Genomic DNA, 23,448 nt, shown 5'->3' on the forward strand with positions numbered 1-23,448 from the left:
CAAATGATTCAGTTGAAATAGTCAAAATAATCAATCCTTCCTTTAAGTAAATATTTAGTAAATTTAATTTTGTTTTTTAGATTATTTAAATAGTCGAAAAGAAACACTAAGAAAATAAATCTTTATTTAATTATATTGTACACGTTTTCAACCGAAATGACAATTAAGGAAATGTTAAGTAAATATTTGCAAAAGTTTAGTAAATATTATACAATTTGTTTACTAGTGAAAGGAGCGATTAGTGATGGAAGAACTGTTAATGAATCGATTTGTAGAAATATTTGGTGAGAAAGGGACAGCCTGTTATTTTGCCCCTGGAAGAATTAATTTGATTGGTGAACATACAGATTACAATGGCGGTCATGTTTTCCCAGCGGCTATTACGTTAGGGACATTTGGTGTGGCAAGAAAAAGAGACGACCAAAAAATTCGGATGTTTTCTGATAATTTTAAAGAGGTTGGTCTCATCGAATTTTCATTAGAAGATTTAACCTATTCAGATTCAGATGATTGGGCAAATTATCCGAAAGGCGTTTTAAATTACTTGATTGAAAGCGGACACAATATTGATTCTGGCTTAGATGTGCTCTTCTACGGTACGATTCCTAATGGTGCTGGCTTGTCTTCTTCTGCTTCTATTGAACTTTTAATGGGAACGATCTGTAATGATTTATATGCTTTACACTGTCCAATGCTTGAATTGGTGCAAATCGGTAAAAAAGTGGAGAATGAATTTATTGGCGTTAATTCGGGAATTATGGACCAATTTGCCGTAGGAATGGGAGAAAAAGATCAAGCTATTCTACTAGATACCAATAATATGCACTATGAAATGGTTCCCGCCAAATTAGGTGAGTATACGATTGTTATTATGAATACTAACAAACGTCGCGAATTAGCAGATTCAAAATATAATGAACGCCGTGCAGAATGCGAAGAAGCCGTTCGTTTGCTTCAAAAAGAGTTATCTATTGAATTTTTAGGTGAATTAGACAGCGAGACATTTGAACAATATCAAGCATTGATTGGAGATCCAACGTTGATTAAACGAGCGCGTCATGCCGTCACAGAAAATGAACGAACTTTATTGGCAAAACAAGCGCTAACTGAAGGGGATTTGGAAGAATTTGGCTTATTATTAAATGCCTCACATCGTTCGCTAAAAGAAGATTACGAAGTAACTGGCATTGAGTTGGATACCTTAGTGGCTTGTGCGCAAGAACAACCAGGCGTTTTGGGCGCACGGATGACTGGTGCAGGGTTTGGCGGTTGTAGTATTGCTTTGGTACCAAAGCAAAATATAGATGCATTTATTGAAGCTGTTGGCCAGAGTTATCAAGATAAAATTGGCTATGCTGCTGATTTTTATCCTGCATCAATTGATGATGGTGCCAGAAAGTTATTTTAGAAAGGAAGGCTTTAAATGTCTATTTTAGTATTAGGTGGCGCAGGCTACATCGGCTCACATGCCGTTGATCAATTAATTTCAAAAGGATATGCCGTTGTTGTTGTTGATAATTTATTAACGGGGCATCGTTCAGCAGTTCATGAACAAGCGACTTTCTATGAAGGCGATATTCGTGATAAAGCTTTTTTACGTAGTGTCTTTGAAAAAGAATCAATTGAAGGGGTGTTGCACTTTGCGGCCAATTCTTTAGTAGGAGAATCCGTGGAGAAACCGTTAATGTATTTCAATAACAATGTTCACGGCACTCAAATTGCCTTGGAAGTCATGCAAGAATTTGGAGTGAAACATATTGTTTTTTCTTCCACAGCGGCCACTTATGGCGAACCAAAAGCAATGCCTATTACAGAAGAAACCCCAACGAATCCTAAAAATCCGTATGGGGAAAGTAAATTAATGATGGAAAAAATCATGAAATGGTGCGACAACGCTTATGGAATGAAATATGTTGCTTTGCGTTATTTTAATGTTGCAGGAGCAAAAAAAGATGCCTCAATTGGTGAGGATCACACGCCAGAAACGCATATTGTGCCAATTATTTTACAAGTGGCATTGGGCCAACGAGCAGAGCTAAGTATTTTTGGGGATGATTATGATACACCAGATGGCACGTGCATTCGAGATTATGTTTATATTGAAGACTTGATTGCAGCACATATTTTGGCTTTAGAATATTTGAAAAATGGCGGCGAAAGTGACGTCTTTAACTTGGGAAGCAACAACGGCTATTCTGTTAAAGAAATGTTAGATGCTGCTCGCGAAGTGACAGGCCAAGAAATTCCTGCAACAATCGCGCCACGCCGAGCAGGGGATCCTAGTACGTTAATTGCTTCTAGTGAAAAAGCCAAACGAGTTTTAGGCTGGCAACCAGAAGTAACTGAGGTCAAGGATATTATCGCCACCGCTTGGCAATGGCATGTGAAACATCCTCAAGGCTATAATGAATAGGAGAACATCAGATGATGAAAGAAAGTAGTAAATGGATTGCTGCATTTGTAGAGATAATCATAGAAAATGGCGATTGGACGGAAACAGACCGTTATTATTTGACGAATCGGATTGCCAAACTAGTTGGCTGTGATTTTTTTGAACAACCAGAAGCGGTTGCTTGTGAGCAAGAACCGTTGCGTGTGGTGGAACATCTTTTAAACATTGCACAAGCCAATCACCAAATCGATGACTCAATTACGGAAGCAGAACAACTAGAAGCGGAGTTAATGGATTTTATTACGCCGACCCCAACCATCATTAATCAGAAGTTTATGGATTATTATCAAGAGTCTCCACGAAAAGCAACGGATTATTTTTATCAGTTATGTAAAACGAATAACTACATTAAAACGAAAGCAATCGCCAAAAATATTATTTTCCCAATGGACTCACCCTATGGTAAACTAGAAATTACCATTAACTTATCGAAGCCAGAAAAGGATGCTCGAAAAATTTTGGCTGAAAAGAAAATGAGTCAAAAAAAATATCCAGCGTGTATGTTATGTATGGAGAATGAAGGCTATTATGGCCGTGTAAATTATCCAGCACGTACAAACCATCGGATTATCCGACTAAATTTAGAGGACGAAGCTTGGGGCTTTCAATATTCGCCATATGCTTACTATAATGAGCATGCGATTTTCTTGGACCAACAACATCGAGAAATGAAAATCGAGAAAAAAACGTTCCAGCGACTCCTTAAAATTACGGAGTTATTCCCTGAATATTTTGTGGGCTCTAATGCAGATTTGCCAATTGTTGGTGGTTCTATTTTATCTCATGATCATTACCAAGCAGGACGTCATACATTTCCAATGGATTTAGCACCAATGGAAAAAAGATTTTCTTTGAAAAAATATCCTGAGATAACTGCTGGTATTTTAAAATGGCCGATGTCTGTGATTCGTCTTCAAAGTGATCGTCAAGAGGAACTAGTTGAGGCGGCCGAATTAATTTTGACCAAATGGCGCAATTATTCTGATGAACGTGTCTCAGTTCGGGCCTATTCAGAAGATGGCACACCGCATCATACGATTACGCCAATTGCCCGACGCAAAGGGTCATTATTTGAATTGGATTTAGTTTTACGAGATAATAATGTTTCGGAGGAATTTCCAGATGGCATTTTTCATCCACATCCAGAAGTACAACATATTAAGAAAGAAAATATTGGCTTAATTGAAGTAATGGGACTAGCTATTTTGCCACCAAGGCTGGCACAAGAATTAAGAGAAGTCGAAAAGTATTTATTAAAGCAACCCAATCAAATTGCTGAAAGTCATCGAGCTTGGGCGGATGAACTCAGTCAGCAAACCATCACTGAAGCCAATGTCAAAGAAGTGATCCAACAAGGAATTGGGACAATTTTTGTTCAAATTTTAACAGATGCCGGCGTCTTTAAACGTGATGAAGAAGGCCGTCGTGCTTTTGAACGATTTATTCAATGTATTGAAAATGATTAATTTGAGGTGAGGAACATCGTAACCATTAAAGATATAGCAGAGCAAGTCGGTGTTTCTTCAGCGACAGTTTCGAGAGTTTTGAACTATGATGAAACATTATCAGTTAGTGATGAAACGAAGAAGAAAATATTTGAAACAGCAGAAACGTTAAATTATAAAAAGCGAGCCAGAAAAAAACAAGCAGGCAAAAAGAAAATTCGGTTTGTCCAATGGTTCAGCGATCCAGAAGAACTGGATGATATTTACTATTTATCGATTCGTTTAGGTGTTGAAAAGCGGGCAGAGGAATTGGGTTTTCTTTTAGTCAAAGAATCTCTGACAAACCTGTCTCAAAAAAGATTTGATGGGACAATTGCCCTAGGAAAATTTGATGAAAAGCAAGTGGCGGCCTTAGCCGCCTTAGGCGCACCTCTTCTATTTGTAGACTTTGATGCAATGGCTTTTGGCCAAAACTCCATTGTTGTTGATTTTGCTGGAAGTGTTAAAACAATTGTGCAAGAATTTTTGGCGCAAGGGCATCAGAAAATTGGTATGCTTTCTGGGCAAGAATATACGAAAGAGTCCCACGTGGCATTGGTTGATCCACGTTTTGTCGCTTTTAAAGAAACCTTAAAAGATCTGGACCTTTATCATCAAGAATGGGTTGTCGAAGCAGCTTTTTCTGTTGAAGAAGGCTATCAAGCGATGAAAGACTTTATTGAAGAAGCGGACACTCGTCCAACCGCTTTTTTCGCTGCAAGTGATACATTGGCGATTGGTGCAATGCGGGCGTTACAAGAAGCAGCCATTCGTGTGCCAGAAGATATTTCTATCATTGGTTTTAATGATATTAGTGTCGCAAAATATGTTTCACCAACATTAACAACAGTTAAAGTTCATACTGAATGGATGGGTGAGCTAGCCGTTGAGACAATGAAAGAGTTATGCTTGAATACCCCCCCAGTTCCTAGAAAAATTATTGTCGGAACGGAATTCATTCAGCGAGATTCAACGAAACATTCATCAAAATAACAGCAAAACTTGGAGAGTTTTTTCCAAGTTTTTTGCTCTTTTGTGCTGGTTTTCAACAATCAAGAAAATGGAGGGAAACAGATGCAACCGAAATTAATTATTTTACGTGGTAATTCTGGTAGTGGTAAAACAACGATAGCTAACGCGCTTCATCAGTGTCTTAAAGAACAATCGTTATTGATTTCTCAAGATGTGGTGCGCAGAGAAATGCTTCGTGTTAAAGATGAAACAGGTAATCTAAGTATTGCTTTGTTAAAACAGTTGGTAGCTTTTGGGTATCAAGAATGCCAGTATGTGATTGTTGAAGGGATTTTTCAAAAAGCCATTTATCATTCCTTTTTTCAGGAAATAATCCATCTCTTTGAAGGAAACGTTCAGGTTTATTATTTTGATATTTCTTTTGAAGAAACGTTGAAAAGACATAGCCAGAGAAACAAGAATCAAGAATTTGGTGTCGTGGAAATGAAACGTTGGTGGCTACCAGAAGATTATTTAGGGCTTGCGGGAGAACAGCGGTTATCTGAACAACTGTCTGAAAAGCAGATTATCAGGCAAATTTTAGCAGATATTCAGTAGTAAGTGCTGCGCTTTTTAGAGAAATGGATGTTGTGGTATGATAAAAAAGAAGGAGTGGTTTCAATGGATTACCAAGAACGATTAAAAAATTTACCACCTGAAGTCATGACAGCTTTTTCAGAATCATTTATTTTTTTAATCAGTAACGATAAAGTTCAACATTTTCCTGCACGAGACTTAACGCAAGCTGAAATGATTCAACGAGTGAAAGAGAAATTAGGTGAAGCGGTGACGTGGTCCTTATGGCAAGGGTTCGTTATTGCTGTTAATTCAGAAAAAACATGTGTTGCTGTTTTGCCCAAATATCATCAACTCGATGGTTTTTGAAAATGAATAAGGGAGCGAAGAAGTATTCGCTTCGTTTTATAAAATGAAAACGCTTTTCGGGAGGAAATGCTAATGTCTGAGCTAGTGGTTATTAGAGAAATGCAAGAGAAAGATATCTTAGCGCTGGATACTCAATTTGTCCAACAAGGTTGGCCAAGTCGCCAAGAGATTTTAATGAACTATTTAGAAGAACAATTAGTCAAGCAACGAACGGTTTTTGTAGCGGAGAAAAAGGCAACGCTGTTAGGTTATGTGACGTTACTGCCATTAGCTAAGGAAGGACCTTTTAAAAATTTATATCCTGAAATAGCTGATTTCAATGTATTCTTGCCATTTCAAAAACAAGGAGTGGGGCGGTTATTATTAAATCGTGCAGAAAATGTTGCCAAAAGTTATGCAGATACTGTTTCTTTGGAAGTAGGCCTGCATCCTGGTTATGGTGCAGCGCAAAGATTATATATCAAACAAGGATATGTGCCAGATGGTTCAGGAGTCTGGTTTCAAAATAAGCAGCTGAAACCAAACGAACGGTGTGTTAATGATGATGAGTTAGTTCTTTATTTATCGAAAAAACTATAGAGTAGCCAAAGTAATACTCTATAAATATCATTTAGGAGGTTGTTACCCTTGATTAGAAAAATGAAGCCAACAGATGCAGCGGCGTTAACTATCATTAATAAAGAACAATTGGGCTATGAAGTTCCCGTTGACGTGACCTGTAAACAGATTGAGAAATTACTACTAGCCAGTGACAGAGAGTTTTTATATGTTTATGAAGAAACGAAGACAGGGAAGATTTTAGGCTATGTGCATGCGCAACTGTATGAAACAATTTATTCCCAAACGTTATTGAACGTTCTGGGGTTAGCAGTGGCAAAAGAATCAGAAGGCCGTGGAATTGGCAAACAATTAATGACGAAACTAGAAACGGAAGCTAAAAAGTGTAACTTGTCTGCGATTCGCTTAAATTCAGGGGAACAGCGTACAGCAGCACATCAATTTTATGAACACATTGGCTATGTTTCTGATAAAAAACAAAAGCGATTCATTAAATACTTGGATACTTAAGTTATGTCTTTAAAAAATAACAATTTCCTTTAAAAAAATAAGTAAAAACTAGTGAAATTTTCAGTGAATTAGTGTAAAATGTATCTCAATGACTCAACGAGTGTTTCAGCCGAAACACTGTCAAAGAAAGTACATACAAAGAAACAGAAATAGCCATTTTTGATGGCTGTTTTTTTATGGAGGAGGCAAATTATGACGAAAAAAAATAGTATGATGTACTTAGCAATTTCTAACTTATTTCTTGTTTTTCTAGGCGTAGGCCTAGTCATTCCCGTAATTCCCCAATTAAAAGAAGAAATGCATTTTTCTGGTACCACAATGGGAATGATGATTTCTATTTTTGCGATTGCCCAATTAATCACGTCGCCAATCGCAGGTGTCCTTTCGGATAAAATTGGTCGGAAAAAAATGATTGCGACGGGTATGTTGGTTTTTTCAATTTCTGAGTTATTATTTGGTTTAGCCCAAGCGAAAAGCGGTTTTTATATTTCTCGTGGTTTAGGTGGGATTGCCGCCGCTTTATTAATGCCGTCAGTGACAGCTTTTGTGGCAGATATGACCACGATTTCTGAACGTCCGAAAGCGATGGGACTTGTGTCAGCTGCAATTAGTGGTGGTTTTATTATCGGACCAGGAGTTGGTGGTTTTATTGCTTATTTAGGCATTCGCGCCCCGTTTTTTGCCGCCGCATTTTTAGCGTTTATTGGTTTTATTTTGACATTAACTGTTTTGAAGGAGCCAGAGAAACGAATTTTAGCCGCTGTTGAAGCGAAAAAAGGTTCATTTATGGATATTTTAAGAAATCCAATGTTTACCTCATTATTTGTGATTATCTTAATTTCCTCTTTTGGCCTGCAAGCGTTCGAATCTATTTATAGTATTATGGCGACTATTAATTTTGGCTTTACCACAAGTGAAATAGCAATCGTGATTACGGTTAGTGGTATTTTAGCGTTGATTTGTCAGTTGTTTTTCTTTGATGCAATCGTCCAAAAAATAGGTGAAATGGGTTTAATCCAATTAACCTTTTTTGCAAGTGCCATTTTTATTGCCGTGATTGCCTTTACAAAAAATAATTTAGTTGTTGTATTTTCAACGTTTATTGTCTTTTTAGCGTTTGACTTGTTTAGACCAGCAGTAACTACTTATTTATCCAAACATGCTGGAGATCAACAAGGAACCATCAACGGACTAAATTCGACATTTACAAGTTTTGGTAATATTTTAGGACCAATGGCAGCAGGAGCTTTATTTGATATCAATCACTTTTTCCCTTATTATGTTTCAGCAGTAATTCTGTTAGGAACGGGCTTTTTATCGTTATTTTTAAATCGAAATAAGATATAAAATAAAAAATAAGTATTTGGAATATAATAATTCCGAATACTTATTTTTTTTTGATCACCGACCGTTCTTGAAAAAAACAAAAAAATAAACAGTGTTCGCTTGATTAATCGAACGTTTGTTCGTATAATGATTTTGCAAGTGAGGTGATGTTTATGAAATTTGATTATGAAAAAGAACCTAGTCGCGATATTCTTTGTATTGATTGCAAAAGTTTTTACGCTAGTGTAGAATGCGCAGAACGTGGGTTAGATCCGTTGAAAACGATGTTGGTAGTGATGAGTAATGCCGAAAATGCGGGGGGATTAGTTTTATCAGCATCGCCAATGGCAAAAAAAGTTTTAGGTGTTTCAAATGTTACGCGTAAAAATCAAGTGCCCGCTCATCCTGATTTATATGTGGTTCCGCCACGAATGAATTTGTACATGAAAAAAAATCAAGAAATTAATAATTTATATAAAAAGTTTGTCGCAGATGAAGATCACTCTGTGTTTAGTGTAGATGAATCATTTCTTGATGTAACGGCTTCTTTAAGTTATTTTCATTGTGAAACTGCCTATAAAATGGCTCGGATTATCCAAAGAGTCGTTTATAATCATGTGGGTATTTATGTGACCGTTGGGATAGGGGACAATCCGTTACTGGCTAAATTGGCGTTGGACAATGGCGCCAAACATTCGCCAGATTTTATTGCAGAATGGCGGTATGATCGTGTACCAGATACTGTCTGGCAGTTGCCTTCTTTGACAGATTTTTGTGGGATTGGTCGCAGAATGGCTAAACGACTGAATCGTTTAGGAATTGATTCTGTATATGAGTTAGCGCAAGCGAATCCGCATCTTTTACAAGAAACATTTGGCGTGATGGGGCTTCAATTGTATGCTCATTCATGGGGGATTGATCGTACCTTTTTAGGGAAAAAAGCGCAACATAAAGCTGAAAAATCATTTGGAAATAGTCAGATTTTGCCGAGAGATTATGCGCGAAGAGATCAGATTGAACTAGTCTTAAAGGAACTGACAGAACAAGTGGCTGCTCGTTTAAGAAAAGCGCATTGTCAAACGGAATGTATCACAGTCTACGTTGGTTATTCCAAAGGTCAAATTGACTGCGAAGGACGAACTGGTTGGCGAAAACAACAAACGATTCCTGCAACAAACAATACAAAAGTTTTGATCACCTATGTATTAGCCCTTTTTAGAGAACATTATCTAGCGGGAACAGATGTCCGGCAATTAGGGCTTTCTTATGGGAAATTAGTTTGGAATGAATCTTTACAATTAGATTTATTTTCGGAACCAGAAGAGCAAATTAGTGAAATGGAGTTAAACTATCTGATTGATAAAATCCGACAAAAATTTGGCTTTCAAGCTTTAATCCACGCCTCTTCTTTGTTGGAAGGCGCGACGGCAATTCATCGTTCAGGATTAGTCGGTGGACATGCTGGAGGAAATGTCGGTTTAGGAGGATAACATCATGAAACGAACAAAAAAAGAATTTACACCTTATAATGAGTACCATGATCGGCCCTTTGAACTGAAATGGGCGACCGCTTTTGCATTGGGGGAGTTACAAGAAGGAATCGAAGCTTCTGACGAATATTCTAAGAGAGCGTTTGAACGCTTACCGCAACAGACAACAGAAGAAATTGAAGAATACTTAGAGCAGTCTTTAAAAAATAACCAAGTTTTAGAAATCCAATTGAATACTTTGGATGATTTTGGCCGTGTTCAACCGCCAATTGTTGGTGTTTTTGAAGGGATGAGTTCAATGGAGTATGCAAAAGTTGGAAATACACATATTTTATTTGAAGAGATTCGGCATATTAAAAGTCATGAGTTTACAAAGTGGTCGAGCCTTGATTAAAAAACTATTGTTATACGTGCGTTTTGTGAAAACATATGAGATAATGTTCATAGGTAATAGAAATAAAAATTATGGAGGTGGCTAGGATGGGACATCATTTAAAAGGACACCATGGCAAAAAAACAAACGCAAATGGCGGCTTTTTAACAAAGTTATTGGCAGGCGGCGCCTTAGTGGGCGTAGGAAAAAAGTTATACGACAATCGTGAAAAAATTAAAGAGCTGTTAAGTGACGACAAAGAAAAAAGCAACGACACTGAAAACAAATAAAGGACTGGATTGACGGAATGGTAAAAGATGCAGCGTATATTATTGAAGAGATTACCACGATTTTAGAAGGAACCTATTTTGTGATAACCAAGAAAGCGAATAAGCGCCGCATGTGTTTACATGTTTCAGATACCGCGAAAGAATTTTTACGTTGTCGACTGGAGTATGAAACATTCTTAGAGCAACAGTTTGATTATGCCACAAGGTTTTTAGAAACATGTACGGAAGATGTTTCTGTTGAAATTCAAACGGGACTACTTGAAGAAACAAATTATCAAGCATTAACCGTGGAAAAATTACAACAAATAGCCACTAAAATGTAACACAGCTGTTGTGTTAGTTTTGATTCTTAATTTGGTTAAGGAGGCGGATAAAATGTCAGTATATCAACATATTTTGGTTGCTCTTGATGGCTCAGATCAATCTGAAAAAGCTTTTCATGAAGCTGTCAGGATTGCCAAAGAGGAACAAGCCACTCTTTATTTAGCTACAATTATTAATGATGCTGAATTTACGACGAGTCCATTTTCTTTTGAAGAATTGTATGATTTAGAAAAACACAAGTCAGAAGAGATGCTCACTGAAAAGGCAAAACAAGCGAGTGAAATTGGTGTAAAAACAGTCAAAAAAATTGTTGAGCTTGGGAGCCCAAAACGTTATCTTGCCAATACGATTTCTGAAAATTATGCCATAGATTTAATTGTGCTAGGTGCTACGGGAAGAGGTGCTATTCAACGAACCTTGATTGGTTCTACTACAGATTATGTAGTTAACCATGCTTTGTGCAATGTTTTAGTTGTTCGCTAATTGTGAGTAAATAATCAAGGGAACAATGTTTTATCGGGACGTTTTTTTAAATTAAACGAGAGGTGAGTTTATGAAAACAAAAATCGGAAAAACAGTTATCTTGTCAGCGTTTTTATTCACAAGTTTCCTTTTACTGAGTGGTTGTACCTCGGCTGGCGAAGAGATGGAAAAAACAATTGATTGACAGAAAGAAAAAGTCGATAAAACGGTCGATAAGCAGAAACATAAAAATGAAAATTCCATGGAAAGTTACGACGAAAAAGTTGACCGTTCTTTAGATAGTCAAGAAGACAAAATCGATACTACTGAGTAACGGGAAAGCTTTCAACTATCGGCTAGTAAATAAATAATATACAAAAGGGAGCATCCACTGCAGTTATTTCTCACAGCGGATCCTCTATTTTGTGGTTAAAAAGAAAAAGTTAACTGCTCCCCAACAGTTAACTTTTAATCATGTTGCACATAGTTAAAACACTCTATATATCATTTATATCATTTGAAACGGGTAGTGTAAAAAGAAATCTCTTGAAAAGAGTCTCCATTTATAGGGAAGATTTCCCATAAAAAAGAGAAACGTATAATCACAGAGAGTTAGAGAAAGCAAAGGGAAATAAGTATGTTAAAATAAGAAGCAAGAAAGAATACAAGTATGCAGAAAATAACAACTAATTAGGTGAAAATAATGGAAATACATTTTGAAAAAGTAACAAGCGATAATCGTAAAGCAGTGGAAAACCTACAAGTTTTCGCTGAACAACAAACCTTCATTGAATCAATGGCAGAAAATCTAAAAGAATCGGACCAATTTCCAGAATGGGAATCGGCAGGTATTTATGACGGCAATCAATTAATCGGCTATGCCATGTATGGACGTTGGCAAGATGGGCGCGTTTGGCTAGACCGCTTTTTAATTGATCAACGGTTCCAAGGACAAGGTTATGGGAAAGCAGCCTGTCGACTTTTAATGTTAATGCTAATAGAAAAATACCAAACAAACAAGCTATACTTGAGTGTTTATGATACGAACAGCTCAGCAATTCGGTTGTATCAACAACTTAGTTTTGTATTTAATGGTGAATTAGATACGAATGGCGAGCGGGTAATGGAATGGACATATCAGAATAAGTAGATAGAACAGGTGAGACAAAAGCCACAGCGCATTTTGTTTCACCTTTTTCTTTTAATTGGCTTCATTTGTTTACTTTTAGTAAGTAAAATGGTAAATTTAGTTCAATCTGTTTTGAAAAAAGAGTTACTGGAGGGTAAGGATGAAAATAGAATTTTTCCATGATGTTATTTGTAGTTTTTGTTTTCCAATGTCTGACCGCATGCATGAGATTCAACAAGAATTTCCTGAAATTGAATTGATTCATCGGTCGTTTGCGTTGGGGTGGTCCGCAAACGATTTTGAAACAATGTTTGGCTCACGAGCAGCAGTAAAAGAAGAAGTTTTGACGCATTGGGTGCATGCCAATCAAAACGATTCAAAGCATCGTTTTAATATTGAAGGGATGAGGAAGCAACGATTTGATTTTCCAACATCAAAGAATGCATTATTAGCAGCAAAAGCAGCTGGATACATTGGCAACCAAGACACCTATTGGTTACTGTTTGATAAGTTACAAGAAGGTTTATTTATGAGAAGTTTAAATATTGAAGAGCCAGAAGTAATTGAGGAGCTAGTGAAAGAGACAACGATTGATTTTGCTTTATGGAAAGAAGCTGTTGCTTCCGAGGCTGTTTGGACGGCGGTTCAAGAAGATTTCGCGCTAGCTTCTGCTTATGGTCTACAAGGAGTTCCCGCACTAATCATTAATCAAAAATATTTAATTAATGGTGCAGTACCGAAACAGCAAATCAGCCAAACTATTCAAAAAATTCTCGCAGAAGAAAAACAACAGCAACCGTTAGTTTCATTAACTCCTTCTTCTGAAGAGTCAGCTTCGTGTGAGTTTAAGGAAGGCACATGGACGTGTCATTAAGCGGCATAAAATAACGTTATTCTTTGACAAAACGAAAGACTTCTGTAATAGTTAATGCGGGGGTGATAATATGTTTAACGCGTATAGAGAATACTGGAATAATATTACAACAATGAATGCGTCAGCAACACGAGCACAATATTGGTGGCCACAATTAATTAATTATTTGGTGTTAGGGATTTATTCAGCAATTACGGGCGTTTACAGATATATTGAAGTAACACCCAATGATGGAACAATCATTAAAGAATGGAATACTGTGACCATTATCTTTTTCTTGCTGACTGCTTTAATTTGGTTGGCAAACTTTACTGTTCGAGCAAGAAGATTGCATGATCGCGACCACAGTAACTGGTGGATTTTATTCTATTTACTTCCTTTTATCGGTACTTTAGTGATCTTCATTACATTAATTTTGCCAAGTAAAAGTCACACAAGATGGCCAGTGAATCAATCAGAAATTTAATTTGCTGGTTTAGCTGATTATCTTAAGAGTGAAAATAGGACATAAGTCATTTCGACTTATGTCCTATTTTCTTTTTTATTTCAGAAAAATAAAAATATCTTCTGTATGATGGCACCTCACATTACGCGGTTCTTGCTAAAAGGGCTATCTTTTTGGTAGATAGGGAAAACCATTAAGACGTTAAAAGTTTAATAAATCGAGCAATTCTCTTTTGTTAGAAAATAAGATAGCATCATTAATTAAAATACTTGGAACACTGGTTTCAATAATTGGTTGATTGGTAATAATCAAGTCAAATTCTTCGAGTCGATGGTCACCTAATTGTTCTTCCGTAATTGCTAACGTATTTGAACGAATCCGATGCAAAGCTAAAATATCGTGGACATAGTTTCCAATATATTGACTATGATTCAGGCCCATGTCGCTAATAATCAAAATCTTTTTTGAGTCGAAACTCTGGTTAATTTCTGGAAAAGTATTAAGCAACCAAAAAATATAAGAAGATGAATAGTTTAATAGATTTGTTTCTAAAAGAGCGGAAAAGAAATGCAATTCTGCTTTTAATCGTGCATATAAGTGAAGCTGAGTAAAATGAATTTGTCGAGTGAAAAAGGTGGCCCTTTGTGTCAATTCGGAGGTGTCAAAAGGCACTAATTGAGAAAACAAATAAAGACAGGTTAACAAGTGAACAGCGAAGTCGACGACTTCTTCTGTTAATTGTTCAATCTGTGAAAAAGCATTAAATTTTAAATTTTCACGTATTCTTTGACTGATGACTTCTTGGTCTTCGGAGTAGTATTGCTGAAAAGCGCCTCTTTGAAAATACCGGAGAACTTCCCGATAGGTTTCACGGCTGAGCCCAGTAAAATGACGACTGAGTAAAAGATAATCTTCCATTTTGATTGGACTCTTTTTATCTGTTTTTTTCTGGAAACGTTGCTGAAAGCCTTGATGCTCTCTTAATAAATCAACAATAAAATACATAATAAAGAAATCGTGTTCATAACTGTTATCCATACTAATAATATTTAATTGGCATTGATTACGACGCATTAATTGTTTGATTTCCTGCTTATCTAATTGATAAGGCAATTCATAATGACCATAATACATTAAAAAGAAAAAGGTTGTAAAAATACGTAAAGGCAATTCTTCTGTTTGGCTAGTTAATTGATAGCCTTGATCAACGATAACGCGAAGAGAGTAAGTTTCCAAGACCTGATTACACTGCTTCAATTTTCGAGCAAAAGAAGAGCGACTAATATTAATGGTATCGCAATAATATTCGATGGTTTTGCCAGGATTTTGGATAAACTCATGGAGCAATTGGGTGGTCGTTGACGTTTTTGCCATATCCGTCAGCACGTTTAAATATAAGGACACATTAAAGTTTTCTAAACGATAGCCTAATTTATGCGATGTTTTAATGGTTAAACTTTCGCCCCAACGCTGTTTAATCTCCTCAATATAACGAATAAAAGTAGACTCAGAACTACCAATATATTTTGCAAGTTCTTTTTTAGTCATCCATTTATCAGAAATGGATAAGACACGAATGATTTCTTCCATTTTCCGATAATTTTTTTCTAAAAACCTAATCATATTGTTTCCTCCCAAGTCCTTTACTTTAATGAAACAATCATCGAAACAATAACGCAATTTCAGAAATGAAACCGCTTGGTATGAAAGCTGGTGTGATTTAATGAGCTCCTTCTCTGTATAATAATTATCAGATTAGAATAATGAAATTTTACGTGCTAGGCAATTCTAATTTAACTGTTAATTCATAAAAGAAAGGAGAGAACAGACATTAAATTACTAAAGAAATTTGGGGTTTTCGGCGTAGTCTTTTTACTTGTCTCATCCTATTTCATACCGCTCATTGGCTATGCAGAAACAGCCAAAGAAGTTGAAATTACATCCGCTCAAATGATAACAGATGAGAATGATAAAACGAATATTAATATCGAGTTAAATCTTCTCAACCAAACAGAGCAGCCATTACAACGAGAAATTCAATTGAAAAATGCACAGTTCATGGATACTGCTGTAATTGAAAAAGACGGATATTCTTACCAAGTGACTAATGGTACGCTTTATCTGACTTTGGACGCACAAGTAAAAAAGCCGGTACAGCTTTCGTTAGCTGTTGAGCAAAGTTCGCTTCAAACAGCTCAGCCACCTAAGTTATTGTATGAAAACAACGAATATGATGTTTCAGTTACTTCTGAAAAAATAACAGTAGAGGATTCTGCTAAAGAATCAACTGAACCAGAAAAAATAACTGTACCAGAAAATACGAAAGAAACTAACAAAAATGATTCGGCTCCAGAAAAAACAGAACAGCCGACCGCAACAGAAGAGGTAACCAATCCATTTGCAGAAGCAAGAATGGCGCCAGCTACTTTGAGAGCGAATCTGGCACTGCCTTTAATTGCACCACAATACACGACGGATAATTCTGGGACTTATCCGACAGCTAATTGGCAGCCCACAGGCAATCAAAATGTGTTAAACCATCAAGGGAATAAAGACGGTAGTGCACAATGGGACGGCCAAACGAGTTGGAATGGGGACCCTACTAATCGCACAAATTCTTATATTGAGTATGGCGGTACAGGAGACCAAGCCGATTATGCCATCCGAAAATATGCTAGAGAAACAACAACACCAGGGCTTTTTGATGTATATCTTAATGTGCGTGGGAATGTTCAGAAAGAAATCACGCCATTGGATTTGGTCTTAGTCGTTGACTGGTCCGGAAGTATGAATGAAAACAATCGGATTGGTGAAGTTCAAAAAGGAGTGAACCGTTTTGTTGATACATTGGCAGATAGCGGTATTACCAATAACATCAACATGGGCTATGTTGGCTACTCAAGTGACGGTTATAATAACAACGCCATTCAAATGGGACCGTTTGATACAGTCAAAAATCCAATTAAAAATATTACGCCAAGTAGCACTAGAGGAGGAACTTTCACTCAAAAAGCATTAAGAGATGCTGGTGATATGTTAGCAACGCCAAATGGACATAAGAAAGTCATTGTACTTTTAACGGATGGCGTCCCAACCTTCTCTTATAAAGTGAGTCGAGTTCAAACAGAGGCGGATGGTCGCTTTTACGGGACACAATTTACGAATCGACAAGATCAACCAGGTAGCACTTCTTATATCTCTGGTAGCTATAATGCGCCAGATCAAAACAATATCAATAAACGGATTAACAGTACGTTTATCGCCACGATAGGTGAGGCAATGGCCTTAAAACAACGTGGGATTGAAATACATGGATTGGGCATTCAATTGCAAAGCGATCCACGAGCTAATTTATCTAAACAACAAGTTGAAGATAAAATGCGTGAGATGGTGTCAGCCGATGAAAATGGAGACCTTTATTATGAATCCGCGGATTATGCACCAGACATTTCTGATTATTTAGCGAAAAAAGCCGTTCAGATTTCAGGAACGGTTGTAAACGGAAAAGTAGTTGATCCAATTGCTGAACCTTTTAAATACGAGCCAAATACATTATCAATGAAAAGTGTGGGTCCTGTTCAGGTTCAAACATTACCAGAAGTGTCGCTAACAGGCGCTACAATTAATAGTAATGAGATTTATTTGGGTAAAGGGCAAGAAATTCAAATTCATTATCAAGTACGTATTCAAACAGAGTCAGAAAACTTCAAACCTGATTTTTGGTATCAAATGAATGGTCGGACAACGTTTCAGCCATTAGCCACGGCCCCTGAAAAAGTTGATTTTGGGGTTCCTTCGGGAAAAGCACCTGGCGTGAAGTTAAACGTGAAAAAAATCTGGGAAGAGTATGATCAAGACCCAATAAGTCGGCCAGATAACGTGATTTATGAAATTAGTAGAAAGCAAGTAACTGACACAGCCAACTGGCAAACTGGGTATATTAAATTATCAAAACCAGAAAATGATACCAGCAATAGTTGGGAGCGCAAAAATGTAACCCAACTTTCCAAAACCGCGGATGAAAGCTATCAAGAAGTTCTTGGACTTCCCCAATACAACAATCAAGGACAAGCTTTCAATTATCAAACAACCCGTGAATTAGCAGTTCCTGGTTACAGTCAAGAAAAAATCGACGATACTACTTGGAAAAACACGAAGCAGTTCAAGCCATTAGATTTAAAAGTAATCAAAAATTCTTCCTCAGGTGAGAAAAACTTAGTGGGAGCCGTCTTTGAATTGAGTGGTAAAAATGTTCAAACAACATTAGTGGACAATAAAGATGGGAGCTATTCCTTGCCAAAAGATGTGCGCCTACAAAAAGGGGAACGCTATACATTAACTGAAGTAAAAGCACCTGCAGGACATGAGTTAGGTAAGAAAACGACTTGGCAAATTGAGGTGAATGAGCAAGGCAAAGTAAGCATCGATGGACAAGAAGTGACCACCACAAATCAAGTTATTCCATTGGAAATTGAAAATAAATTTTCTTCTTTGCCAATCAGAATTAGAAAATACACTATGCAAAATGGCAAACAAGTGAACTTAGCAGAGGCGACTTTTGCGTTGCAAAGAAAAAATGCTCAAGGAAGTTACCAAACTGTGGCAACTCAAAAAACAGATACTGCAGGATTGAGCTATTTTAAAATTAGTGAACCTGGTGAGTATCGAATGGTGGAACAATCAGGACCATTAGGCTACGACACTCTTGCTGGAAATTATGAATTTACTGTTGATAAATATGGGGAAATTCACTATGCAGGCAAAAATATTGAAGAAAATGCGCCAGAATGGACACTGACACATCAAAATCATTTGAAACCTTTTGACTTAACGGTTCATAAAAAAGCCGATAATCAGACGCCACTTAAAGGAGCGAAATTCCGTTTAACAGGACCAGATACGGATATTGAATTACCAAAAGATGGCAAAGAAACGGATACTTTTGTTTTTGAAAACTTAAAACCAGGGAAATATGTCCTAACAGAAACCTTTACGCCAGAAGGATATCAGGGGTTAAAAGAACCAATCGAATTAATAATTCGTGAAGATGGTTCAGTCACGATAGATGGGGAAAAAGTAGCAGATGTTTTAATTTCTGGAGAGAAGAATAATCAAATTACTTTAGATGTTACGAACCAAGCAAAGGTTCCTTTACCTGAAACTGGTGGCATAGGACGCTTGTGGTTTTACTTGATAGCGATTAGTACATTCGTGATAGCGGGTGTTTATCTCTTTATTAGACGACCAGAAGGGAGTGTGTAATCAATGAAAAACGCACGTTGGTTAAGTATTTGCGTCATGCTACTCGCTCTTTTCGGGTTTTCACAGCAAGCATTAGCAGAGGCATCGCAAGCAAGCGTTCAAGTTACGTTGCACAAATTATTGTTCCCTGATGGTCAATTACCAGAACAGCAGCAAAACACAGGGGAAGAGGGAACGCTGCTTCAAAATTATCGGGGCTTAAATGACGTCACTTATCAAGTCTATGATGTGACGGATCCGTTTTATCAGCTTCGTTCTGAAGGAAAAACGGTCCAAGAGGCACAGCGTCAATTAGCAGAAACCGGTGCAATGAATAGAAAACCGATCGCAGAAGATAAAACACAGACAATAAATGGAGAAGATGGAGTGGTTTCTTTTTCATTAGCTAGCAAAGATTCGCAGCAACGAGATAAAGCCTATTTATTTGTTGAAGCGGAAGCACCAGAAGTGGTAAAGGAAAAAGCTAGCAACCTAGTAGTGATTTTGCCTGTTCAAGATCCACAAGGGCAATCGTTAACGCATATTCATTTATATCCAAAAAATGAAGAAAATGCCTATGACTTACCACCACTTGAAAAAACGGTACTCGATAAGCAACAAGGCTTTAATCAAGGAGAGCACATTAACTATCAGTTAACGACTCAGATTCCAGCGAATATTTTAGGATATCAGGAATTCCGTTTGTCAGATAAGGCGGATACAACGTTGACACTTTTACCAGAATCAATTGAGGTAAAAGTGGCTGGAAAAACAGTTACTACAGGTTACACATTGACGACGCAAAAGCATGGATTTACGCTTGATTTTTCAATTAAAGACTTACAAAACTTTGCAAATCAAACAATGACTGTGTCGTATCAAATGCGTTTAGAAAAGACCGCTGAACCAGACACTGCGATTAACAACGAAGGACAATTAGTCACGGACAAGCATACCTTGACTAAAAGAGCCGCAGTTCGTACAGGCGGCAAGTCTTTTGTCAAAGTTGATAGTGAAAATGCGAAAATCACCTTGCCAGAGGCTGCTTTTATCGTCAAAAATCAAGCGGGGGAATACCTCAATGAAACAGCAAACGGGTATCGTTGGCAAAAAGAAAAAGCATTAGCTAAAAAATTCACGTCTAATCAAGCCGGTGAATTTTCAGTTAAAGGCTTAAAAGATGGCCAGTACTTCTTGGAAGAAATCTCTGCACCAAAAGGTTATCTTCTGAATCAAACAGAAATTCCTTTTACGGTGGAAAAAAATTCTTATGCAACGAACGGACAACGAACAGCACCGTTACATGTAATCAATAAAAAAGTAAAAGAGTCAGGCTTCTTACCAAAAACAAATGAAGAACGTTCTATTTGGTTGACGATTGCAGGCCTGCTAATCATTGGGCTGGTAGTCATTTGGCTATTTTATCAAAAACAAAAAAGAGGAGAGAGAAAATGAAGCAATTAAAAAAAGTTTGGTACACCGTTAGTACCTTGTTACTAATTTTGCCACTTTTCACAAGTGTATTAGGGACAACAACTGCATTTGCAGAAGAAAATGGGGAGAGCGCACAGCTCGTGATTCACAAAAAGAAAATGACGGATTTACCAGATCCGCTTATTCAAAATAGCGGGAAAGAAATGAGCGAGTTTGATAAATATCAAGGACTGGCAGATGTGACGTTTAGTATTTATAACGTGACGAGCGAATTTTACGAGCAACGAGCGGCAGGCGCAAGCGTTGATGCAGCTAAACAAGCTGTCCAAAGTTTAACTCCTGGGAAACCTGTTGTTCAAGGAACCACCGATGCAAATGGGAATGTCACTGTTCAGTTACCTAAAAAACAAAATGGTAAAGATGCAGTGTATACCATTAAAGAAGAACCAAAAGAGGGTGTAGTTGCTGCTACGAATATGGTGGTGGCGTTCCCAGTTTACGAAATGATCAAGCAAGCAGATGGTTCCTATAAATATGGAACAGAAGAATTAGCGGTTGTTCATATTTATCCTAAAAATGTGGTAGCCAATGATGGTAGTTTACATGTGAAAAAAGTAGGAACTGCTGAAAATGAAGGATTAAATGGCGCAGAATTTGTTATTTCCAAAAGCGAAGGCTCACCAGGCACAGTAAAATATATCCAAGGAGTCAAAGATGGATTATATACATGGACAACGGATAAAGAACAAGCAAAACGCTTTATTACTGGGAAAAGTTATGAAATTGGCGAAAATGATTTCACAGAAGCAGAGAATGGAACGGGAGAATTAACAGTTAAAAATCTTGAGGTTGGTTCGTATATTTTAGAAGAAGTAAAAGCTCCAAATAATGCAGAATTAATTGAAAATCAAACAAAAACACCATTTACAATTGAAGCAAACAATCAAACACCTGTTGAAAAAACAGTCAAAAATGATACCTCTAAAGTTGATAAAACAACACCAAACTTAGATGGTAAAGATGTGGCAATTGGCGAAAAAATTAAATATCAAATTTCTGTAAATATTCCATTGGGGATTGCAGACAAAGAAGGCGACGCTAATAAATACGTCAAATTCAATTTAGTTGATAAACATGATGCAGCCTTAACTTTTGATAACGTGACTTCTGGAGAGTATGCCTATGCGTTATATGATGGGGATACAGTGATTGCTCCTGAAAATTATCAAGTGACTGAACAAGCAAATGGCTTCACTGTCGCCGTTAATCCAGCGTATATTCCTACGCTAACACCAGGCGGCACACTAAAATTCGTTTACTTTATGCATTTAAATGAAAAAGCAGATCCTACGAAAGGCTTTAAAAATGAGGCGAATGTTGATAACGGTCATACCGACGACCAAACACCACCAACTGTTGAAGTTGTGACAGGTGGGAAACGTTTCATTAAAGTCGATGGCGATGTGACAGCGACACAAGCCTTGGCGGGAGCTTCCTTTGTCGTCCGTGATCAAAACAGCGACACAGCAAATTATTTGAAAATCGATGAAACAACGAAAGCAGCAACTTGGGTGAAAACAAAAGCTGAAGCAACTACTTTTACAACAACGGCTGATGGATTAGTTGATATCACAGGGCTTAAATACGGTACCTATTATTTAGAAGAAACTGTAGCTCCTGATGATTATGTCTTGTTAACAAATCGGATTGAATTTGTGGTCAATGAACAATCATATGGCACAACAGAAAACCTAGTTTCACCAGAAAAAGTACCAAACAAACACAAAGGTACCTTACCTTCAACAGGTGGCAAAGGAATCTACGTTTACTTAGGAAGTGGCGCAGTCTTGCTACTTATTGCAGGAGTCTACTTTGCTAGACGTAGAAAAGAAAATGCTTAATTTCTAGCATCACCGAAGAAATTTTTAGAAAAACAAAGAGCCTGGGCCAATCACTGTCCCAGGCTTTCATGCTTTATTTTTAAGGAGGAAGCAATGAAGTCAAAAAAGAAACGTCGTATCATTGATGGTTTTATGATTCTTTTACTGATTATTGGAATAGGTGCATTTGCGTATCCTTTTGTTAGCGATGCATTAAATAACTATCTGGATCAACAAATTATCGCTCATTATCAAGCAAAAGCAAGCCAAGAAAACACCAAAGAAATGGCTGAACTTCAAGAAAAAATGGAAAAGAAAAACCAAGAATTAGCGAAAAAAGGCAGCAATCCTGGATTAGATCCTTTTTCTGAAACGCAAAAAACAACGAAAAAACCAGACAAATCCTATTTTGAAAGTCATACGATTGGTGTTTTAACCATTCCAAAAATAAATGTCCGTTTACCAATTTTTGATAAAACGAATGCATTGCTATTGGAAAAAGGAAGCTCCTTGTTAGAAGGAACCTCCTATCCTACAGGTGGTGCGAATACACATGCGGTCATTTCAGGCCATCGTGGTCTCCCTCAAGCCAAATTATTTACAGATTTGCCAGAATTAAAAAAAGGCGATGAATTTTATATCGAAGTCAATGGGAAGACGCTCGCTTATCAAGTGGATCAAATAAAAACCGTTGAACCAACTGATACAAAAGATTTACACATTGAGTCTGGCCAAGATCTCGTCACTTTATTAACTTGCACACCGTATATGATAAACAGTCATCGGTTATTAGTTCGAGGACATCGTATCCCATATCAACCAGAAAAAGCAGCAGCGGGGATGAAAAAAGTGGCACAACAACAAAATTTACTATTATGGACATTACTTTTAATTGCCTGTGCGTTAATTATTAGCGGCTTCATTATCTGGTACAAGCGACGGAAAAAGACGACCAGAAAGCATGGAAATTAACGATTCGTATAATAAAAGTGACTATGTTTTTATTTTTTTAAACCCTTTACGTAGTAAATCAATGACCAAACCTAAGCAAAAATAAGTACAAAAATGAAGCCCAGAAGAAATCAACATTCTGGTTGTTAAAGGCTGCTGGGAATAATAAGTATCCAGCACAGGCGTTTGGTGAATAATAGAAAAACCTAGAAAATCTGTAAGGGCCAATAGAAATCCCTTACTATCATATCCAGAAAACCAAAGTAGTATGACGAAAAGGCTAAACATACTAAAAAAAAGAGTAAAAAAATAGCTTTTCAATTTTTAAT

23 protein-coding genes and 1 pseudogene are annotated in these 23,448 nt (G+C 37.1%); 22 read left to right on the forward strand and 2 right to left on the reverse strand.

All coding sequences use genetic code 11. From position 1 onward, the window contains the following. The first annotated feature begins 244 nt into the window (after positions 1–244). From IGL42_RS04095 to IGL42_RS04180, 18 genes and pseudogenes are all read left to right on the forward strand, one after another. Complete coding sequence (locus tag IGL42_RS04095) at positions 245–1,408, forward strand: galactokinase (protein ID WP_002382071.1); 1,164 nt, start codon at positions 245–247, stop codon at positions 1,406–1,408. A 15-nt stretch (positions 1,409–1,423) separates the two neighbouring features. Further along, complete coding sequence (gene galE / locus IGL42_RS04100; RefSeq protein WP_002361578.1) at positions 1,424–2,413, forward strand: UDP-glucose 4-epimerase GalE; 990 nt, start codon at positions 1,424–1,426, stop codon at positions 2,411–2,413. A 14-nt stretch (positions 2,414–2,427) separates the two neighbouring features. Further along, positions 2,428–3,918, forward strand: a complete 1,491-nt coding sequence (galT, locus tag IGL42_RS04105; RefSeq protein ID WP_025191843.1) for a UDP-glucose--hexose-1-phosphate uridylyltransferase — start codon at positions 2,428–2,430, stop codon at positions 3,916–3,918. A 6-nt stretch (positions 3,919–3,924) separates the two neighbouring features. Beyond that, positions 3,925–4,929 (forward strand): LacI family DNA-binding transcriptional regulator, encoded by a 1,005-nt coding sequence (locus tag IGL42_RS04110; RefSeq protein ID WP_002358146.1) that lies wholly within the window; start codon positions 3,925–3,927, stop codon positions 4,927–4,929. 9 nt (positions 4,930–4,938) lie between these two features. Beyond that, positions 4,939–5,505: a kinase gene (locus IGL42_RS04115; RefSeq protein ID WP_002414355.1), complete on the forward strand. Its 567-nt coding sequence runs from the start codon at positions 4,939–4,941 to the stop codon at positions 5,503–5,505. Between the two features lie 27 nt (positions 5,506–5,532). Continuing rightward, the gene (locus IGL42_RS04120; RefSeq protein WP_002384750.1) at positions 5,533–5,832 is read left to right on the forward strand and encodes a hypothetical protein; all 300 of its coding nucleotides are present in this window, start codon (positions 5,533–5,535) and stop codon (positions 5,830–5,832) included. Between the two features lie 66 nt (positions 5,833–5,898). Then, on the forward strand, positions 5,899–6,411 hold the full coding sequence (locus tag IGL42_RS04125) for a GNAT family N-acetyltransferase (protein WP_185776378.1): 513 nt from the start codon (positions 5,899–5,901) through the stop codon (positions 6,409–6,411). A 48-nt stretch (positions 6,412–6,459) separates the two neighbouring features. Beyond that, positions 6,460–6,900, forward strand: a complete 441-nt coding sequence (locus IGL42_RS04130) for a GNAT family N-acetyltransferase (RefSeq protein ID WP_002365477.1) — start codon at positions 6,460–6,462, stop codon at positions 6,898–6,900. Positions 6,901–7,092: 192 nt separating this feature from the next. Next, positions 7,093–8,247 carry a multidrug efflux MFS transporter EmeA gene (gene emeA / locus IGL42_RS04135; protein ID WP_185776377.1) on the forward strand — a complete coding sequence of 385 codons (1,155 nt, stop codon included), beginning with the start codon at positions 7,093–7,095 and terminating at the stop codon, positions 8,245–8,247. A gap of 152 nt (positions 8,248–8,399) precedes the next feature. Next, the gene (locus IGL42_RS04140; protein ID WP_010711165.1) at positions 8,400–9,716 is read left to right on the forward strand and encodes a Y-family DNA polymerase; all 1,317 of its coding nucleotides are present in this window, start codon (positions 8,400–8,402) and stop codon (positions 9,714–9,716) included. Between the two features lie 4 nt (positions 9,717–9,720). Further along, positions 9,721–10,110, forward strand: coding sequence for a hypothetical protein (locus tag IGL42_RS04145; protein WP_010710518.1), 390 nt, complete (start codon positions 9,721–9,723; stop codon positions 10,108–10,110). A 71-nt stretch (positions 10,111–10,181) separates the two neighbouring features. After that, entirely contained in the window at positions 10,182–10,379 is a 198-nt protein-coding gene (locus IGL42_RS04150) for a hypothetical protein (RefSeq protein WP_002360617.1), read from the forward strand. A 17-nt stretch (positions 10,380–10,396) separates the two neighbouring features. After that, positions 10,397–10,702, forward strand: a complete 306-nt coding sequence (locus IGL42_RS04155) for a hypothetical protein (RefSeq protein WP_002397742.1) — start codon at positions 10,397–10,399, stop codon at positions 10,700–10,702. A gap of 52 nt (positions 10,703–10,754) precedes the next feature. Next, positions 10,755–11,186: a universal stress protein gene (locus IGL42_RS04160; RefSeq protein WP_002391595.1), complete on the forward strand. Its 432-nt coding sequence runs from the start codon at positions 10,755–10,757 to the stop codon at positions 11,184–11,186. A gap of 70 nt (positions 11,187–11,256) precedes the next feature. Next, a pseudogene (locus IGL42_RS04165) lies at positions 11,257–11,499 on the forward strand (hypothetical protein). Between the two features lie 369 nt (positions 11,500–11,868). Beyond that, the gene (locus tag IGL42_RS04170; protein ID WP_104842527.1) at positions 11,869–12,315 is read left to right on the forward strand and encodes a GNAT family N-acetyltransferase; all 447 of its coding nucleotides are present in this window, start codon (positions 11,869–11,871) and stop codon (positions 12,313–12,315) included. A gap of 139 nt (positions 12,316–12,454) precedes the next feature. After that, positions 12,455–13,168 (forward strand): DsbA family oxidoreductase, encoded by a 714-nt coding sequence (locus IGL42_RS04175; protein ID WP_002369662.1) that lies wholly within the window; start codon positions 12,455–12,457, stop codon positions 13,166–13,168. A 70-nt stretch (positions 13,169–13,238) separates the two neighbouring features. Next, positions 13,239–13,634 (forward strand): DUF805 domain-containing protein, encoded by a 396-nt coding sequence (locus IGL42_RS04180; RefSeq protein ID WP_002358131.1) that lies wholly within the window; start codon positions 13,239–13,241, stop codon positions 13,632–13,634. 180 nt (positions 13,635–13,814) lie between these two features. On the opposite strand, the gene IGL42_RS04185 is transcribed toward IGL42_RS04180, so the two are convergent. Next, a complete protein-coding gene (locus IGL42_RS04185) occupies positions 13,815–15,236 on the reverse strand; it encodes a helix-turn-helix domain-containing protein (RefSeq protein WP_002382000.1) in 1,422 nt (473 codons plus the stop codon). Between the two features lie 174 nt (positions 15,237–15,410). Here IGL42_RS04185 and ebpA point away from each other — a divergent pair, with 174 nt between their 5' ends. The 4 genes from ebpA (at position 15,411) to srtC (ending at position 23,140) form a co-directional block, all read left to right on the forward strand. Further along, the gene (gene ebpA, locus IGL42_RS04190) at positions 15,411–18,875 is read left to right on the forward strand and encodes an endocarditis and biofilm-associated pilus tip protein EbpA (protein ID WP_002371619.1); all 3,465 of its coding nucleotides are present in this window, start codon (positions 15,411–15,413) and stop codon (positions 18,873–18,875) included. 3 nt (positions 18,876–18,878) lie between these two features. Further along, positions 18,879–20,309 carry an endocarditis and biofilm-associated pilus minor subunit EbpB gene (gene ebpB / locus IGL42_RS04195; RefSeq protein WP_002371618.1) on the forward strand — a complete coding sequence of 477 codons (1,431 nt, stop codon included), beginning with the start codon at positions 18,879–18,881 and terminating at the stop codon, positions 20,307–20,309. Beyond that, positions 20,306–22,189: an endocarditis and biofilm-associated pilus major subunit EbpC gene (gene ebpC / locus IGL42_RS04200; protein WP_010710514.1), complete on the forward strand. Its 1,884-nt coding sequence runs from the start codon at positions 20,306–20,308 to the stop codon at positions 22,187–22,189. The genes ebpB and ebpC overlap by 4 nt, the downstream gene beginning before the upstream one ends. 93 nt (positions 22,190–22,282) lie before the next feature. Further along, the gene (gene srtC, locus IGL42_RS04205) at positions 22,283–23,140 is read left to right on the forward strand and encodes an Ebp pilus assembly class C sortase (protein WP_002360607.1); all 858 of its coding nucleotides are present in this window, start codon (positions 22,283–22,285) and stop codon (positions 23,138–23,140) included. A gap of 21 nt (positions 23,141–23,161) precedes the next feature. Here the strand turns inward: srtC and IGL42_RS04210 are convergent, their stop codons facing one another. Beyond that, positions 23,162–23,440, reverse strand: coding sequence for a hypothetical protein (locus tag IGL42_RS04210; protein WP_002363681.1), 279 nt, complete (start codon positions 23,438–23,440; stop codon positions 23,162–23,164). Positions 23,441–23,448: the final 8 nt, after the last annotated feature.

Source organism: Enterococcus sp. DIV0712, assembly GCF_050554855.1.
GTDB classification, from domain to species: domain Bacteria; phylum Bacillota; class Bacilli; order Lactobacillales; family Enterococcaceae; genus Enterococcus; species Enterococcus faecalis.